Origin of the sequence: Sphingopyxis sp. H050 (genome assembly GCF_001468265.1) — a bacterium.
In the GTDB taxonomy this organism is placed as follows: Bacteria; Pseudomonadota; Alphaproteobacteria; order Sphingomonadales; family Sphingomonadaceae; genus Sphingopyxis.
In genome coordinates this window covers 83,509-100,867 of sequence record NZ_LNRZ01000001.1, presented here as the reverse complement: position 1 = coordinate 100,867, position 17,359 = coordinate 83,509, and the positions used below count along the sequence as shown (strand labels likewise).

General features: G+C 64.9%; 15 protein-coding genes. 6 read left to right on the top strand and 9 right to left on the bottom strand.

Annotated elements, in window-relative coordinates:
* The first annotated feature begins 90 nt into the window (after positions 1 to 90).
* From ATE67_RS00500 to ATE67_RS00485, 4 genes are all read left to right on the top strand, one after another.
* Complete coding sequence (locus tag ATE67_RS00500) at positions 91 to 513, top strand: hypothetical protein (RefSeq protein WP_058814749.1); 423 nt, start codon at positions 91 to 93, stop codon at positions 511 to 513.
* Positions 514 to 600: 87 nt separating this feature from the next.
* Complete coding sequence (locus ATE67_RS00495) at positions 601 to 1,272, top strand: glutathione S-transferase family protein (protein ID WP_058815199.1); 672 nt, start codon at positions 601 to 603, stop codon at positions 1,270 to 1,272.
* 81 nt (positions 1,273 to 1,353) lie between these two features.
* Entirely contained in the window at positions 1,354 to 2,148 is a 795-nt protein-coding gene (locus tag ATE67_RS00490) for a crotonase/enoyl-CoA hydratase family protein (protein ID WP_058814748.1), read from the top strand.
* Between the two features lie 4 nt (positions 2,149 to 2,152).
* Entirely contained in the window at positions 2,153 to 3,652 is a 1,500-nt protein-coding gene (locus tag ATE67_RS00485) for an acetyl-CoA acetyltransferase (protein WP_058815198.1), read from the top strand.
* Between the two features lie 115 nt (positions 3,653 to 3,767).
* Here ATE67_RS00485 and amaB read toward each other — a convergent pair whose 3' ends face one another.
* Positions 3,768 to 5,267, bottom strand: coding sequence for an L-piperidine-6-carboxylate dehydrogenase (gene amaB / locus ATE67_RS00480; protein ID WP_058814747.1), 1,500 nt, complete (start codon positions 5,265 to 5,267; stop codon positions 3,768 to 3,770).
* Between the two features lie 191 nt (positions 5,268 to 5,458).
* Between amaB and acs the strand changes: the two genes are divergently transcribed.
* Positions 5,459 to 7,423, top strand: a complete 1,965-nt coding sequence (gene acs, locus ATE67_RS00475) for an acetate--CoA ligase (protein WP_058814746.1) — start codon at positions 5,459 to 5,461, stop codon at positions 7,421 to 7,423.
* 194 nt (positions 7,424 to 7,617) lie between these two features.
* Here the strand turns inward: acs and ATE67_RS00470 are convergent, their stop codons facing one another.
* From ATE67_RS00470 to ATE67_RS00435, 8 genes are all read right to left on the bottom strand, one after another.
* Entirely contained in the window at positions 7,618 to 8,352 is a 735-nt protein-coding gene (locus ATE67_RS00470; RefSeq protein WP_058814745.1) for a peptidase, read from the bottom strand.
* A gap of 48 nt (positions 8,353 to 8,400) precedes the next feature.
* Positions 8,401 to 9,210: a transglutaminase family protein gene (locus tag ATE67_RS00465; protein WP_331458735.1), complete on the bottom strand. Its 810-nt coding sequence runs from the start codon at positions 9,208 to 9,210 to the stop codon at positions 8,401 to 8,403.
* Positions 9,207 to 10,148, bottom strand: coding sequence for an alpha-E domain-containing protein (locus ATE67_RS00460; protein WP_058814743.1), 942 nt, complete (start codon positions 10,146 to 10,148; stop codon positions 9,207 to 9,209). The genes ATE67_RS00465 and ATE67_RS00460 overlap by 4 nt, the downstream gene beginning before the upstream one ends.
* A complete protein-coding gene (locus ATE67_RS00455) occupies positions 10,148 to 11,587 on the bottom strand; it encodes a circularly permuted type 2 ATP-grasp protein (protein ID WP_058814742.1) in 1,440 nt (479 codons plus the stop codon). The genes ATE67_RS00460 and ATE67_RS00455 overlap by 1 nt, the downstream gene beginning before the upstream one ends.
* 145 nt (positions 11,588 to 11,732) lie before the next feature.
* Positions 11,733 to 12,467 carry a sulfite exporter TauE/SafE family protein gene (locus ATE67_RS00450; protein ID WP_058814741.1) on the bottom strand — a complete coding sequence of 245 codons (735 nt, stop codon included), beginning with the start codon at positions 12,465 to 12,467 and terminating at the stop codon, positions 11,733 to 11,735.
* A 112-nt stretch (positions 12,468 to 12,579) separates the two neighbouring features.
* Positions 12,580 to 15,315, bottom strand: a complete 2,736-nt coding sequence (gene secA, locus ATE67_RS00445) for a preprotein translocase subunit SecA (protein WP_058814740.1) — start codon at positions 15,313 to 15,315, stop codon at positions 12,580 to 12,582.
* A 114-nt stretch (positions 15,316 to 15,429) separates the two neighbouring features.
* Entirely contained in the window at positions 15,430 to 15,696 is a 267-nt protein-coding gene (locus ATE67_RS00440) for a hypothetical protein (RefSeq protein ID WP_058814739.1), read from the bottom strand.
* Between the two features lie 237 nt (positions 15,697 to 15,933).
* A complete protein-coding gene (locus ATE67_RS00435) occupies positions 15,934 to 16,437 on the bottom strand; it encodes a hypothetical protein (protein WP_058814738.1) in 504 nt (167 codons plus the stop codon).
* A gap of 111 nt (positions 16,438 to 16,548) precedes the next feature.
* On the opposite strand from ATE67_RS00435, the gene ATE67_RS00430 reads away from it, so the two are divergent.
* Positions 16,549 to 17,358: an SDR family oxidoreductase gene (locus tag ATE67_RS00430; RefSeq protein ID WP_058814737.1), complete on the top strand. Its 810-nt coding sequence runs from the start codon at positions 16,549 to 16,551 to the stop codon at positions 17,356 to 17,358.
* The last annotated feature ends 1 nt before the right edge of the window (position 17,359 follow it).

Below are 17,359 nucleotides of genomic sequence, written 5' to 3'. Positions count from 1 at the left end.
CGTCGCAACGGGAAAGGACGTTCAGGGCAGCGAAAGAGTCTCCGCCTTAAATGCGCCGCTTCGACAGCTGCCTCCCGAAAGGACGACGCCATGCGCTGGACTCTCGCTGCCCTCCCCCTGATCGCGCTCGCAGCGCCGATGCCCGCCGCCGCGGCCGACGCGCGCGGCGCCGTTGCAGCGCTCAACGATCCCGCGATGCAGGACCGGTTGGCCGACACCGTGACCGCGCTCATCGACGCCATGATGCAGATGCCCGTCGGCCCGCTCGCCGAAGCCGTCGCGCGCGTCGATCCCGAGTCCGACGCCGCCTATATCCCCCGCGATGCCACCGTCGGCGACATTGCCGGCCGCGACCGGCGCGATTCCGAGCGCATGGGCGCCGACGTCCGCGCCAGCGCGCGCATGGCGGGTAAAGCCGCATCGGCGCTTCAGGCCTATGCGCCCGTGCTGAAGGACATGGCCCGCGATCTCGCCTCGCAATGGGAGCGGGAGCGCGACGCCGCCCGCCGCTAAAGTCCCGTTCCGTCATCCCGGCGAAGATGTGGAAATACCGCGCCATAGGCGTTGCGCGCAGCGCCCGCCTGCCGCTATGCGGTAAGCATGTGGCAGCTCTACCAATTCCCTCTATGTCCCTTCTCGCGCAAGATTCGGCTGCTGCTGGGGGAGAAGGGCGTCGGCTATGAACTGGTGCGCGAATCGCCGTGGGAGCGCCGCGACGAATTCGTCGATCTGAACCCCGCGGGCCGCACGCCGGTGATGGTCGACCAAGCGCGCGGACAGGTGCTGATCGACAGCAGCGCGATCGCCGAATATTTCGAGGAAACCGTCGAGGGCAAGGCGATGATCAACGGCACGGCCGCGAACCGCGCCGAGATTCGCCGGCTCGTCGCGTGGTTCGACCATGATTTCTATTTCGAGGTCACCGGGCCATTGCTTTTCGAACGGATGCAGAAGCGCATCGTCCATCGCCAGCCTCCGGACGGCGGCGCGCTGCGCGAGGCGATGAAGGCCGCGAACCAGCATCTCGACTATATCGACTATCTGATCGACCACCGCACTTGGCTGGCCGGTGCGACGATGAGCCTCGCCGACCTCGCGGCGGCCGCGCATATTTCGGTCGCCGACTATCTGGGCGGCATCGACTGGACCGGCCACGAGCAGACCAAGGGTTGGTATTCGGGGCTGAAGTCGCGCCCATCCTTTCGCCCGCTGTTGGCCGAACGGATGGAAATCGTGACCCCGCCCAAATATTATGAGGACGTCGATTTCTGACGCGGCACGCGCCTCGCGCTCTTAGCAGTTGACGTAAACGTCAACCGACCGCGATACTCCCGCGAAAGGGAGAGATTCGCGATGACCGACACCACCATCCTCACGACACGCCGCGGCCATGTCCTGATCATCACGATCAACCGGCCCGAGGCGCGCAACGCAGTCAACGCCGCGGTGCATGTCGGTATCGGCACGGCGCTCGAAGCGGCCGAGGCCGACCCCGAAATCCGCGCGGTCGTCATCACCGGGGCGGGCGACAAAAGCTTCTGCGCGGGCGCCGACCTCGTCGCGCTGTCGCGCGGCGAAAGCCTCGCGCCCGACGATCCGGCGCAGCAGGAATGGGGTTTCGCGGGCATGGTCTCGCACCCGATCTCGAAACCCATCATCGCCGCGGTCAACGGCTTCGCCTTCGGCGGCGGCTGCGAGATCGCGCTGATGAGCGACATCATCGTTGCTGCCGACCATGCGCAATTCGGCTTGCCCGAGGTCAAGGTCGGGCTGTTCGCGGCGGCGGGCGGCGCCTTCCGGCTGGCGCAGCAACTACCGCGCAAGCTCGCGATGGAATATATGCTGACCGGCGACCCCATCCCCGCAGCGCGCGCCGCCAAGTTCGGTCTCGTCAACCATGTCGTCCCGCTCGCGGAACTCCTCCCCACGGCGCTCGCACTCGCCGAGAAGATCGCCGCCAATGCGCCGCTGTCGGTGCAGGCTTCGAAGCGGGTCGCGCTCGGCATACAAGACGGCCGGATCGCCGCCGACGCGCCCTATTGGGAGCACAACACCCGCGAGCGTAGCGTGCTGATGCGCAGCGAAGACGCCCGCGAAGGCCCGCTCGCCTTCGCACAGAAGCGCAAGCCCGAGTGGAAGGCGCGCTGACATGATGACCGACCCCGAGCGCATTCCCGTCATCATCGGGGTCGGACAGCTCAACGACCGGCCCGACGACCCCGATCAAGGGCTCGACTCGCTGGGACTGATGGTCGCAGCGCTGAAGCTTGCCGACACCGATGCGGGCGGCGGGCTCCTCGCCGACCTCGACAGCCTGGCGATCGTGGACCAGATCAGCTTCCACAGCCTCGGCAAGCTTCCCGAACCGCTCGCCGCTGCGATCGGCGCCAACCCCGCGATCAACTATCAGTCCGCTGCGCCGCACGGCGACACGCCCGTCCGCTTGCTCAACGAGGCCGCGAACCGCATCGGCGCGGGCGAGGTCAAACTCGCCGCGATCGTCGGCGCCGAGGCGCTGCGCACCGCCGCCGGCCGCGCCGCCAAGGCCGCGAGCGGCGAGGACAAGAGCTACAACGCGATCCGCAAGGTGGCGACGCGGCGCGAGCCGAATTACGCGCAGAAGCACGGCCTTGCTGCGCCGGTCGATGTCTATCCGCTCTATGAAAATGCAACGCGCGCCGCATGGGGGCAAAGCCTGGCGGAGGCGCAATCCGAAAGCGCCGAAATCTGGTCCCGCTTTTCGGAGGTCGCCGCCGCAAATGAGGGCGCATGGATCCGCAAGCCTGCGTCGCCTGACGATATCCTCAGGGTCGACGAACGCAACCGCCCGATCGCCTTCCCCTATTCGAAACTGATGGTCGCCAATTCGTCGGTGAACCAGGGCGCTGGCTTCCTGGTTGCAAGCCTCGCCGAAGCGCGCCGCCGCGGTATCGCCGAGGATCGGCTGGTCTATGTGGGCATGGGCGCCGCGGCAAAGGAACCCGCAAGCATCCTCCACCGCGACCGCTACGACGGTAGCGTGAGCATGGAGACGTCGATCAACCGCACGCTTCAGCTCAACGCGATGAGCGTCCATGATTTCGATTTCGTCGAACTTTACAGCTGCTTCCCCTGCGTGCCAAAAATGGCGCGGCGCACGCTCGGCTGGCCGGAAGACCGGCCCGCGACGGTGTTCGGCGGCCTGACGTTCGGCGGCGGGCCGATCGCCAATTATATGAGCCATGCGATCGTTTCGATGGTCGAGAAGCTGCGCAGCGAAGGTCGCTATGCCTTCCTCTTCGCCAACGGCGGCTTTGCCACCGACAATCACTGCATCGTGCTGGGCCGCAAACCGATCGCCGCCGCGAGCTTCCCGCAGGATTTCGACTACCAGGCCGAAGCCGAAGCGAAGCGCGGACCGGTGCCCGAACTGGTCGAGAATTATACGGGGCCGGCGACGATCGAAAGCTATACGGTGTTTTACGGCCGTGATGGGACCCCGAAAGCGGGGGTCGTCGTGGCGCGAACGCCCCACGACCAGCGCACGCTGGCGCATGTCGATGTCGGCGACGCGGCGATGCTGGCCTTCCTGACCGACGGTGAGGCCGAGCCGGTGGGGACGGCGGGACAGGTCGTGGCGCTGGCCGAAGGCTTCGGCTGGCGGGCTGCGTAACCGTTCAAAATCCGTTCGTGTCGAGCGAAGTCGAGACACCCAGAAGTCGTGTGCGACCGAGGGGCATCTCGACTTCGCTCGATGCGAACGGGGATTTTAGGGCAGCACTCGGACGCTAGATCTCGAAACTCACCCCCTGCGCTAGCGGCAGCGCGTCCGAATAATTCACCGTGTTCGTCGCGCGCCGCATATATTGACGCCAGCTGTCCGAACCGCTCTCGCGCCCGCCGCCGGTTTCCTTCTCGCCCCCGAACGCGCCGCCGATCTCGGCGCCGCTTGTGCCGAGGTTGACGTTGGCGATGCCGCAGTCGCTCGCGGCGAGGAAGCGTTCGGCCTCGCGCATGTCGGTGGTGAAGATCGCCGACGAGAGGCCCGCCGCCACATCGTTGTGCACCTCGATGACCGCGTCGAGATCATAGTAGCGCATCACATAGAGGATCGGCGCAAAGGTCTCTTCGAGCACCGGGCCGACCTGCCCCGGCATTTCGACAAGCGCGGGACGCACATAGAAGCTCGCGCCCTCGCCGACGCGCTCGCCGCCATGGACCACGCCGCCCGCCGCCTTTGCCGCACCCAGCGCCTCCTCCATCATCTCGAACGCCGCGCGGTCGATCAACGGCCCGACGAGAACCTCGCCTTTCAGTGGATTGCCGACACCCACGCTCGCATAAGCCGCCTTCAGCTTCGTCACGAAGCCATCGTAGATGCTGTCGTGCAGGAACAGCCGCCGCGTCGTCGTGCAGCGCTGCCCTGCGGTCCCCATCGCCCCGAACGCGACACCGCGCAGCGCCAGGTCGAGGTCGGCCGACGGCGCGACGATCACGCCATTGTTGCCGCCAAGTTCGAGGATCGCGCGCGCGAATCGCTGTGCGAGCCGCGGCGCGACCGCGCGGCCCATGCGCGTCGACCCGGTTGCCGAAACGAGAGCGACGCGCGCGTCGTCGACCAGCACTTCGCCCGCCTCCCGCCCGCCGATCAGCAATTGCGACAGCCCCGCGGGCGCATCGCCGAAGCGCGCCAGCGCGCGCTCGAAAATCGCTTGCGTCGCCAAGGCCGTGAGCGGCGTCTTTTCGGACGGTTTCCAGACGACGCTGTTGCCGCAAACGAGCGCCAGCGCCGCATTCCACGCCCAAACCGCCACGGGGAAGTTGAACGCAGAGATCACCCCGACGACGCCGAGCGGATGCCAGACCTCCATCATCCGGTGCCCCGGCCGCTCGGTCGCGATGGTCAGGCCGTAAAGCTGGCGCGAGAGGCCGACCGCGAAGTCGCAGATGTCGATCATCTCCTGCACCTCGCCCGCGCCTTCGGACGGGATCTTGCCGGCCTCGATCGTCACGAGCTTGGCCAGATCGTCCTTCGCGGCGCGCAGTTCCTCACCGAACAGGCGCACGAGTTCGCCGCGGCGCGGCGCGGGGACACCGCGCCACGCGCGGAAGGCCGCGGCCGCCTGACCCAGCGCCGCGTCGATCGCGGCTGCATCGACGATCCGCACCTGCCCCAACTGTTCGCCGGTCAGCGGCGTCACCGCGGGCATCGACCCGTCGGTCCACGCGGCACGATCGACGCCCAGTCCGTCGAGCAGCCGTCCGACATCTTCGCCGATCCCGGTCATCGATAGTCCTTTCAATTGCAATCTCCTGCCGCCTCTAATCGCCTCACCCCGTTCGTGTCGAGCGAAGTCGATGCACCCCGAAGTCCTGTGCGACCGAGGGGCATCTCGACTTCGCTCGATGCGAACGGATAAGGAGGGACTGACAAGATTCGCGGCCTAAGCGACGGGCCTGCAAAGCGGGAGAAGCAGACGTGTCCGACCTACCCCCCTCCGAACCGCTGGTTCCCGTCCCCGCCGACGCTGCGGCGAACACGCATTGCACCACCGCCGATTACGACCGGCTCTATCGGCAGAGCGTCGACGACCCCGACAGCTTCTGGGCCGAACAGGCGACGCGGATCGACTGGATCAAGGCGCCGACGAAGATCGGCAACTGGTCCTATGACCCGGTGAGCATCAAATGGTATGAGGATGGCGTTCTCAACCTCTGTCACAACGCCGTCGACCGCCATGTCGCCGCCGGCCATGGCGAGCGCACCGCGATCATCTTCGAACCCGACGCCCCCGACGGCGAGACGCGCACGATCAGCTACAAGTCCCTGCTCGCCGACGTCATCCGCATGGCGAACACGCTGAAGAAGATGGGCGTCCAGAAGGGCGACCGCGTGACCATCTATATGCCGATGATCCCCGAAGGCGCGGTCGCGATGCTCGCCTGCGCGCGTATCGGCGCGGTGCACAGTGTCGTCTTCGGCGGCTTCTCGCCCGAGGCGATCCACGGGCGGATCGAGGATTGCGCGAGCGACTGGTTGATCTGCGCCGACGAGGGGCTGCGCGGCGGCAAGACCGTTCCCTTGAAGGCCAATGTCGACAAGGCGCTGGAGCGCGTTGACGTGAAGGCTGTGCTCGTCATCGCGCACACCGGCGGCGACGTGGCGATGAAGGAAGGCCGCGACCATTGGTACGACGCGCTGTCGGCAGACGTCGGCACCGACTGCCCGTGCGAGCCAATGAATGCCGAGGATCCGCTCTTCATCCTCTACACCTCGGGATCGACGGGCAAGCCCAAGGGCGTGCTCCACACCGTCGGCGGCTACAGCGTTTGGACCGCGACGACCTTCTGGTACGGGTTCGACTATCGGCCGGGCGAGATTTTCTGGTGCACCGCCGACATCGGCTGGGTCACCGGGCACAGCTATGTCATCTATGGTCCGCTCCAGAACGGTGCGACGACGCTGATGTTCGAGGGGATTCCGAACTATCCCGACCACGACCGTTTCTGGCAGGTCGTCGACAAGCATCACGTCAACATCCTCTACACCGCCCCGACCGCGATCCGCGCGCTGATGCGCGAGGGCGATGAGTATGTAACCCGCCACGACCTGAGCTCGATCCGTTTGCTCGGCAGCGTCGGCGAGCCGATCAATCCCGAGGCGTGGCGCTGGTATCACCAGATCGTCGGCAAGGGCCGCGTCCCCGTGATCGACACCTGGTGGCAGACCGAGACCGGCGGGATCATGATCACGACGCTGCCGGGCGCGCATGCGATGCAGCCGGGGAGCGCGGGCAAACCCTTTTTCGGCGTTCGCCCCGAACTCGTCGATGCCGAGGGCAACAAGCTGGTCTGCCAAGAAACAGGCGGCGCGGCCGAGGGCAATCTTTGCATCACCCACAGCTGGCCGGGGCAGGCGCGCACGATCTACGGCGATCACCAGCGCTTCGCCGAGACCTATTTCTCGACCTACAAGGGCAAATATTTCACCGGCGACGGCTGCCGCCGCGACGCCGACGGTTACTGGCGGATCACCGGGCGCGTCGACGATGTGATCAACGTCTCGGGCCACCGCATGGGCACCGCCGAGGTCGAAAGCGCACTCGTCCTGCACGAGGATGTCGCCGAGGCCGCAGTCGTCGGCTTCCCGCACGATATCAAGGGTCAGGGCATTTACGCTTATGTCACGCTCAACGCCGGGGTCGAGCCGACCGACGCGATCGTCGCGGCACTGAAGCAGCAGGTGCGCAAGGAGATCGGCCCGATCGCGACGCCTGACCATATCCACCTGACGCCGGGCTTGCCCAAGACGCGCTCGGGCAAGATCATGCGACGCATCCTGCGCAAGATCGCCGAGAATGATTTCGGGTCGCTGGGTGATACATCGACATTGGCCGACCCGAGCTTGGTCGACGGACTGATCGAGGGGCGGAAGAACAGGTAGTGCCACAAACCCTTCCCCCTCGATGGGGGAAGGATACGAAGCCTTGTCGCGAAGCGATTAGGCGGAGTTGGATGGGGGTGATCGCGCGGCCTTGCGCCGTTGATTTCGGCCGAAATCACACCCCCCACCGCTGCGACTAGGCGGCAAGCCGCCAAGTCTCGCTGCCTCCCCCATCGAGGGGGCGGTAAATCAGGTTAGAAATGAAAGTCGGGAAGCTCGGCGAGCGCGATGCCCAGCGCCTCGGACCAACCGTCGGCGACGCTTTCGAAATAGGGATCGTTGCGTTCGAAGCGGCGCTCGCGGACGGTCGTGAAATCGTCGCGCTCGTGAACCTTGAGGTCGATCGGCAGGTCCACGCCGGCATTGGCGCGGATCGTCGAATCGAACGAAACGCACAGCAATTTCACCGCATCCTCGAACGACATGGCGGGATCGTAGGAGCGCACGATGATCGGCCGGCCATATTTGGTCTCGCCGATCTGGAAGAAAGGATTGTCCTCGCCCGCCTCGATGAAATTGCCCTCGGGATAGATCAGGAACAGCCGCGGTTCGGCGCCCTTGATCTGCCCGCCCACGATCAGCGAGGCGCGGAACAGCGAGTCGGCTGCCGACTGACCCTCGTCGTTATGGCGCATCACGATGTGGCGCAGCGTCTCGCCGACGATCGTCGCGACCGCGAACATCGACGGCGCGGCAAGGATCGAGGGATGGCGCTCTTCGGGCGCCTTAGTGCGCTCGTCGAGCAGGCTCACGACCGCCTGCGTCGTCGCGAGATTGCCCGCCGACATCAGCGTGATCACCCGCTCTCCAGGCACATGCCAGCTGCGCATTTTGCGGACCTGCGAGATGTCGTCGACACCCGCGTTGGTGCGGGTGTCCGACATGAACACCAGCCCCTTGTTCAAACGCATGCCAACGCAATAGGTCATCGAATCCCGCTTCCCCGCCCGGATAGTCTTGTGCCGCCCTCGATCGGCTTATTGCTGCACCTGCAATTGGACAACCAGATTTTCTTGCGCTGCACCATAGCGCATCCCGCGAACCGGGGCGGCGTCGCGATAATCGAGGCCGGTTGCGACGCGGATATAACGCTGGTCGGGCGAGTGGCCGTTGCTCACGTCGAAGCCGATCCAGCCGATATGCTCGAAATGCGCCTCGGCCCAGCCGTGCGTCGCATCCTGCTGCGTCCGGTCGTTCATCATCAGATAGCCCGAGACATAACGTGCAGGATGGCCGAGGTGGCGCATCGCGGCGATAAAGATATGCGCATGGTCTTGGCACACGCCGCCCTCGCCGGCGAACGCCTGTTCGGCGGTCGTCTCGGCGTCGGTGACGCCGATCCGGTAGGGCAGCTTTTCGATGATCAGCGCCGACAGCGCGTGCGCGCGTTCGATGTCGGTCGCGAAATCGCGGCGCAGCTCGGCCGCCAGCGAACGGACCCCTCGTCCGGCGCGCGTCAGCGGGGTCGGGCGCAAAAAGGTCCACAGCGGCATGGCGCCGCGGTGCGTCCCGATCACCCCGTCCCACGTCACCAGCTCTACCTCTCCCGAGCAGCGGATGACCAGCTCTCTCGTCCCGCTGTCGACCGACACCAGGTCGACGCCATTCCCGTGATGGTCGGTGTAATGAAGCTGCTGCGTCCCGCCCTCGATCTCGATCGTCCAGTCATGGATCAGCTGCTGGCCCGCCCGCTGCTTCGGGGTCAGCTTGACCTGCTGCAACGCATAGCGAACCGGGCTGTCATATTGGTAGCTGGTGATATGTTCGACGCGAAGTTTCATCATCATTCCACAAAGCGATAGTCGCGCTCGAACTGCTGCGCGAGCGCGGCGTTGGCGCGGAGGAAGTCGGTGATGAACTCGTGCAGCCCGCCATCGAAGATCGACGCGATGGGGCGCGACAACCGCTCGTTGCACATCGACGCGCCCATCCGGATCGCATCGGTTTCCTGGCCATAGGTGCGTTCGAGCAAGCGCAGATTGTCGTTCATCTGCTCGCAGCAGAAGGCCAGGCTACGCGGCATCTGCTTATAGAGGATCAGGAATTCGGCGATCTTCAGCGCACTGATCTCGGTCCCGTAAAGCCAGTGATAGGCGCGGTGCGCCGACACCGAACGCAGGATCGTCTCCCACTGCACATTGTCGATCGAGCTGCCGATATGCGCGACCGAGGGGAGCAGCAGATAATATTTGACGTCGAGGATGCGCGCGGTGTTGTCGGCGCGCTCCAGAAAGGTGCCGATGCGCGCGAAATTATAGCCGTCGTTGCGCAGCATCGTCCCCGAAAAGGCGCCGCGCACGAGCGCGCTCTGCTGGCGGATCGCGGCAAGCACATCAGGCAGGTCATCCTCGCGCACCTGACGTTTGAGCAGCGCGCCGAGCGTCATCCAGCTGGTGTTCACGGCCTCCCAGACCTCGCGGGTCAGATAGGTCCGCGCGGTGCGGGCGTTGTCGCGCGCCTGCTTGACCACCGACAGGATGCTCGACGGATTCGAGGGGTCGCGCAGCATGAAGTCCACGACGCGCTGCGAATTATAGTCCTGCTGCGTCTGCTTGAAGGCGTAATTTTGCCCGGCGGTCACCAGCACCGAACGCCATTCGGCCGCGGCAGTGCTCGACCGCGTCAGCGCGATGCGAAAGCCCGCGTCGATAAGGCGGGCGTTGTTCTCGCTACGCTCGAGGTAGCGCGCCATCCAGTAGAGGCTGCCTGCTGTCTTGCCGAGCATCAGTCTTCCAATACCCACGTGTCTTTGGTGCCGCCGCCCTGGCTCGAATTGACAACCAGCGACCCCTTGCTCATCGCGACGCGGGTCAGCCCGCCGGGGGTGATCGTGAGCCCCTGCGGCGACATCAGCACGAAGGGACGCAGGTCGACATGGCGCGGCGCAAGCCCCGCCTTGGTGAAGATCGGCACCGTCGACAGCGACAGCGTCGGCTGCGCGATATAGCCGCGCGGGTTCGCTTCCAGCTTCGCCCGAAACGCCGCAATCTCTTTCTTGCTCGCCGCGGGACCGACGAGCATCCCGTAACCGCCCGATCCGTGCACCTCCTTCACCACCAGTTCGGGGAGGCGCTCCAGCACTTCCTTCAGATGATCCGGCTCGCTGCACCGCCAAGTCGGGACGTTGGGCAACAGCGCCTTCTCGCCCGTGTAGAACTCGATGATGTCGGGCATGTACGAATAAAGCGCCTTGTCGTCGGCGATGCCGGTGCCCGGCGCATTGGCGATGGTGATGCCGCCGGCGCGATACACATCCCAGATACCCGGCACGCCGAGCATCGATTCCGGCCGGAAATTCAGCGGATCGAGGAAATCGTCGTCGACACGGCGATAGAGGACGTCGATCGGCGTATAGCCCTGCGTCGTACGCATCGCGACGCGGCCGTCGACGACGCGCAGATCATGGCCCTCGACCAGCTCCGCCCCCATCTGGTCGGCGAGGAAGCTGTGCTCGAAATAGGCGCTGTTGTGGATCCCCGGGGTCAGCACCGCAACCGTGGGCGTGCCGTTGCACTTCGGCGGCGCGCACGCGGATAGCGACTTCAGGAGATTCAGCGGATAGTCGCTGACTTCGTGCACCGAAATCTTCGCGAACAGCTCGGGGAACATCTGGAGCATCGTCTCGCGATTTTCGAGCATGTAGGAAACGCCCGACGGAGTACGCGCATTGTCCTCCAGCACATAGAATTCGTTCGCCCCGGTGCGCACGATGTCGATGCCGCTGATGTGCGTATAGACGCCGCCCGGCGGGTCCATTCCCATCATCATCGGCAGGAAGGCCTCGTTGCGCGAGATCAGCTCGGTCGGGACGCGCCCGGCGCGCAATATCTCCTGCCGGTGATAGATGTCGTGGAGGAAGGCGTTGAGCGCGCGCACGCGCTGCTCGATTCCGCGCGACAGGCGGCGCCATTCGCTCGCCGAAATGATGCGGGGGACGACATCGAAGGGGATCAGCCGCTCGTCGGCCTCGTCCTGGCCATAGACGTTGAAGGTGATGCCGGTGGTGCGGAAAAAGGCTTCGGCTTGCTGCGCCTTGCGCTGGATACGCGCGGCATCCTCGCGATCGAACCATTCATGATATTCGCGATAGGGCGAGCGAACGTCGCTGCCTTGCCCGATCATTTCGTCGAAAAATGGAATGCCCGAGCCCTTTCCACGCAACATGCAACCGGTCCTGCCGCGCCCCTTGTCCTGAGCATACGCGGCCCATTGTTCCTGCCTGCTGCGTCGCTTGTCTGGCTAAGCGGCCGCCAAGCTTATGACCCGAATGCTAGCACTGCGGCGCGGGAAGGCAAGAGCGCAAAAGCCGTTAGAAACCAAACAGAAGGCGCACGGCAACAAAGCCGACGAGCAATGCGGTAAGCCGCCGGATAAGGGTCGCAGGGCCGCTCTTGACCGCAAGTTGAGTCCCGATCGCGCCGCCGATCAGCACCGCGACCAGCAAAGGCCAATGCCCGGCCACCGCCGCGACCATCTCGCCGCCCTTGCCCTTGATCAGTTGCCCGGTCAGCCCGAACAGGCTGTTGAGGAGGATGAACAGGCTCGCGGTCGCCGCGACGCTGCGCGCTTCCGCCCAGCGGATGAGGTGCAGGATCGGCGCAAGGAAGATGCCGCCACCGATGCCGACGACCCCGGCGAGATAGCCGAGCGCCGCCGCGACCGGCAGCAGCAGCTTTGGCGACAGCTTGACCGGCTTCGCCGCCTGCGGCTGGAACAGCAGCGCGAGCGCCGAGGCGAGCAGCGAAAGCCCTAGCAGGGTGACGAGCAGCCCCTGCTTCACCGGCGTCAGACCGCCCAAGAAAGCGAGCGGCGCCGCAACCGCCACCAGCGGCAGCGCCTTCGCCCAAGGCATCACCCCGGCGCGGGCGAAGCGGATCGTACCGCCCGTGACGACGACGACATTGCACGCAAGGCTGATCGCCGGAACGAGCCCGACCGCGACGCCGCCGAGCAGCAACAGCGCGGTATAGGTCGACCCGCCGCCGAATCCGACCGCAGCGTAGAGCAGCGCGGTAAGGCCGAAGAGAGCGGCGAGTCCGGTCATATAACTACCCCTTGTCCGTCATCCCGGCGAAGGCCGGCTTTTCTCCCTCTCGCCCCTATCCACCGGCGAGATCCCGGCTTTCGCCGGAATGACGATCCTTTGAAGGTCGCCGTTATAACTGCCCGTGGCAATGCTTGTATTTGCGACCCGACCCGCACGGACATGGCGCGTTGCGGCTGATCTCGAGCGCCGCATAGGGATTTTCGCCATCGGGCAGGTCGGGACGCGGCGACTGCATCGGCGGCAGCGTGTTTGCGATCACGCCAAGTTCGCCCGCGTCGATGTCGCCGCTGTTGTCCTCGCCCGTGAACGGGTCGATGTGCGTCGTCAGGAAGTCTGGCAGATCGGGAAGCGGCATCGGCTCGGGTTCCTGATACTGGAAATCGATCCGCGCGACGGTGCGCGTCACATCCTCGCGGATGTTGGACAGCATGCGCTCGAACAGCGCAAAGGCTTCCTGCTTATATTCGTTGATCGGCTGCTTTTGCGCATAGGCACGCAGGAAGACGACCTGACGCAGCGCGTCGAGGGTCGAGAGATGCTCCTTCCAATGATGGTCGAGCGTCTGGAGCAGGATCGACTTTTCGATGCCGCGCCACGTTTCCTCGTCGACCTGCGCCGCCTTTTCGGCCGCCATCGCGTCGGCGCGCTCCTGGATGCGGCTTTCGAAGAGTTCGGGATCGACCGCATCTTCCTCCATCCATTCGTCGACGGGCACATCGAAGTCGAGGATGTTCTGGACGCGCTCGCGCATCTGCGCGGTGTTCCACTGTTCGGGATAGCTGCCCGGCGGGCACGCGTCGGCGACGATCGCGTTGACGGTTTCGGCGCGCATCGCGGCCATCACCTCGTCGACGGTCTCGCTGTCGATGATCTCGCCGCGCTGTTCATAGATGACCTTGCGCTGGTCGTTCATGACGTTGTCATATTCGACGACCTGCTTGCGGATGTCATAGTTGCGCGCTTCGACCTTCTTCTGCGCGGTCTCGATCGCCTTCGACAGCCACTTCGACCCGATCGCCTCGCCATCCTCCAAATTCTTGTTCATCATCTTGGAGAACAAGGTGTCGGGGCCGAAGATGCGGAGCAGATCGTCGTCGAGACACAGGTAGAATTTCGACAGGCCGGGATCGCCTTGGCGCCCCGAACGGCCGCGCAGCTGATTGTCGATGCGGCGGCTTTCGTGACGTTCGGTGGCGAGCACGAACAGCCCGCCAGCGGCGCGGACGGCCTCGCGCTCGGTCGCGACCTCCTGCTGGATGCGCGCGATGGCGGCGTCGCGCTCTGGGCCTTCGGGCATATCGCGCAGCTCGTCCTCGATGCGGAACTCCTCATTGCCGCCAAGCTTGATGTCGGTGCCGCGGCCCGCCATGTTCGTTGCGATAGTGACCGCGCCGGTGCGGCCCGCCTGCGCGACGATATGCGCCTCGCTCTCGTGGAAACGCGCGTTGAGCACGCTGTGCGCGACGCCTTCCTTTTCGAGATAGGAGGACAGCAACTCCGACTTCTCGATCGACACGGTGCCGACGAGCACCGGCTGGCCGCGCTCTTGCGCCTCGCGGATCGTGCGCGCGATGGCGCCGAACTTGTCGGTGATATTCTTGTAGAACTCGTCCTCCTCGTCGATGCGCGCGATCGGACGGTTGGTCGGGATGGTGACGCAGTTCATCTTGTAGATATCGAAGAACTCCGCGGCTTCGGTCGCCGCGGTGCCGGTCATGCCGCTGAGCTTCGGATACATGCGGAAATAATTCTGGAAGGTGATCGAGGCGAGCGTCTGGTTCTCGGGCTCGATCTGCACGCCTTCCTTGGCTTCGACAGCCTGGTGCAGGCCGTCGGACCAGCGGCGGCCGTCCATCATGCGGCCGGTGAATTCGTCGATGATGACGACCTTGCCGTCCTTGACGATATAGTCGATGTCGACCTTGAACATCTGGATCGCCTTCAGCGCCTGGTTGACGTGATGGACGACCTGCGTGTTTTCGATGTCATAGAGGTTGCTGCCCTGCAGCAGTCCCGCGGCCTCCAGCAGCCGTTCGACATGCTCGGTGCCGTCCTCGGTCAGGCTGATCGACTTGGATTTTTCATCCTTCTCATAATCCTCCTCGACGAGCTGGTGGACCACCTCGTTGACGCGGATGTAGAGCTCGGACTTGTCGTCCGTGGGCCCCGAGATGATCAGCGGGGTGCGCGCCTCGTCGATCAGGATCGAGTCGACCTCGTCGACGATGCCGAAGTTGAATTCGCGGTGGACCATCTGCTGACGGTCGAACTTCATATTGTCGCGAAGATAGTCGAACCCCAGCTCGTTGTTCGTCGCATAGGTGATGTCGGCGTTATAAGCCTCGCGGCGCTGCGTCTCGTTGAGGTTCGGGACGATGATCCCGGTCGTGAGCCCCAGGAAGCCATAGACGGTGCCCATCCATTCGGCGTCGCGGCGGGCGAGATAGTCGTTGACGGTGACGACATGGACGCCCTTGCCTTCCAGCGCGTTGAGGTAGCAGGGCAAGGTCGCCATCAGCGTCTTGCCCTCGCCCGTCGCCATTTCGGCGATCTCGCCGCGGTGAAGGACGATGCCGCCGATCATCTGGACGTCGAAGTGGCGCATGCCCAGCGTGCGCTTCGATGCTTCGCGCACCGTCGCAAAGGCCTCGGGCAGGATGTCGTCGAGCGTGTCGCCGGCCGCGAGCCGGTTGCGGAAATTCTGTGTCTGCGCCTTCAAATCCTCGTCACTCAGCGCTTCGAGTTCGGGCTCGAAGGCGTTGATCTTGGCGACGATCTTGCGCATCGAGGCGACGTAGCGATCGTTGGACGAGCCGAACAGGCTCTTGGCAATGCTGCCGAACATATGGTTTTCCTTGGATTTCTGATAGCATGGGGCGGCAGGTGCGCCGCGAAATATGATAAAGGCCCCTGCGCGCGCAGAGGCGAGGCCCTCAAATCAGGGCGTCAGCAGGGGCTGCTATTCGAGCGCGCGGTCACTGCCGGTAAGGAGGCCTGGAAGATGCGGCGGGGCGGCCTTGCGCGGCTTGCCGCTGCTACCCGAGGTGCGCCGTACGGGCGCGGCCGTGGTCGGACGGCGTTCGCTCTCGGCGACTTCGGTCTTGCCCGCGCTTTCGGCGAGCATGACGAGCGACCCCATCGCCGCCGGCATGGCAGGCGCGGCAACCGCCCGGTCGGCGGTCGCCAGGCCGGTCAGCAATGCCAAAAGGGTCAGAAGTAACCGCAAGAATTGCCCCTCTTCACGTCCGGAGCGCGGATTATTGCACCCCGTTCCCTGAACATAGGGTGAAACCGGCCGCGCGTCTAGGGGCTGCAACAAGGATGTCGGTTGGGGGTGGGAAGCGGACGTTTCCTTATGTGATCCCGGGCAAAAGCCGGCACCCATCTTCCCGCGGTGCAACTGGGCCCCCGGCTTTTGCCGGGGATCACATCAGCTAGGTCCGCTACCGGCCGATACCCGACATCAGCCCAATTGCGGGTTGAGTTCCTTCACCTCGATAAGAAAGCTCTTCGGTTTCTTGAACAATTTGCTCTGTCGGTTGACCTTCAACCCCGCGACTTCGGCCAACTCCATCACGAAATGGACGCAGTTGAATTTGTTCAGGCTGTAACTGGGCTGCTTGCGGTCGCGCCACTCGGCAACCTTCGCCATCAGCCGCGCGTAAGTCGCGTCGTCGACGACGACGTCGAACTGCCGGTCGCTCTTTGCGATATAGTCGGCCTGCTGCGACTGCACCTCGCCCTTCACCGACCCGAACAGGATCGCCGGGCTGACCGAGGTCGCGGTGAAGCCGTAATTGGCATCGACCGCCTCGCCCGTCGCATCGACCGTTCCTTTCACGACGATGAAGGCGTGCGGAAAGCGGTCGCCGAAATCATGGCTGTAGAAGCTGACCGTCACCGCCGCCTGCAACGGTGCAAGGCAGAGCGACAGCAGGGCGAGGAGCATCAGGGAAAGGCGCGACATCGGCGTCCTGATAGCGACGCCGGGCGGCTATTGCCAAGCCGCGATTGCCGCTTGACGTTCACGTCAGCCTGCCCTCTTCTCCCACTGACATAAATGTAAGGGAGGGTCGGCATGACGCGGAAGGCGATTTTCATCACCGGCGGGGGTTCGGGCATCGGCCGCGCGACGGCGCGCCATTTTGCGGCTCAGGGCTGGTTCGTCGGGATCGCCGACGTCAATGCGGCGGGGATCGACGAGACCGCGGCGCTGCTTCCGGAAGGCGCCTCGTCGCGCCACATCATGGACGTGCGCGACCGCGACCAGTGGCGGGCCGCGCTCGACGCCTTCGCCGCGGTAAGCGGCGGGCGGCTGGATGTGCTGTTCAACAACGCCGGCATCGGATCGGGCGGCCAGTATATCGACATGGCGCCGGAGGAGGCCGACCGGCTGATCGCGATCAACTTCGGCGGTGTTGTCAACGGCATCTATATGGCGTTGCCGCTGCTCCGCGCGACCCCCGGATCGACGATCCTCAACACCGGCTCGGCGTCGGGCTTTTATGGCGTGGCGGGCCTTGCCGTTTATTCGGCGACGAAGTTCGCGGTGCGCGGGCTTACCGAGGCGCTCGAAATCGAATTCGCCAAGCACGGCATCAAGGTGCGCTCGCTGATGCCGGGCTTCATCGACACGCCGTTGCTGGATCAGGTCAGCGCCGACAGCAACGAACCGGCGCGCAATCGCCTGTCCGAAAGCGGCTTCGAAATCGTCCCCGTCGAGCGCGTCGGCGAAGCTGCGTGGGAGGCGGTGCATGGCGCCAAGGTCCATGTCACCGTCGGCAAGATGGCGAAGCGCCTGTCGCGTCTCGCGCGCTTCTTCCCCGGGCTGATCGCGAAACAGTCGAAGAAGATCGACGGGCTCGGCGCTGCGGGGCACCAGGGCTAAG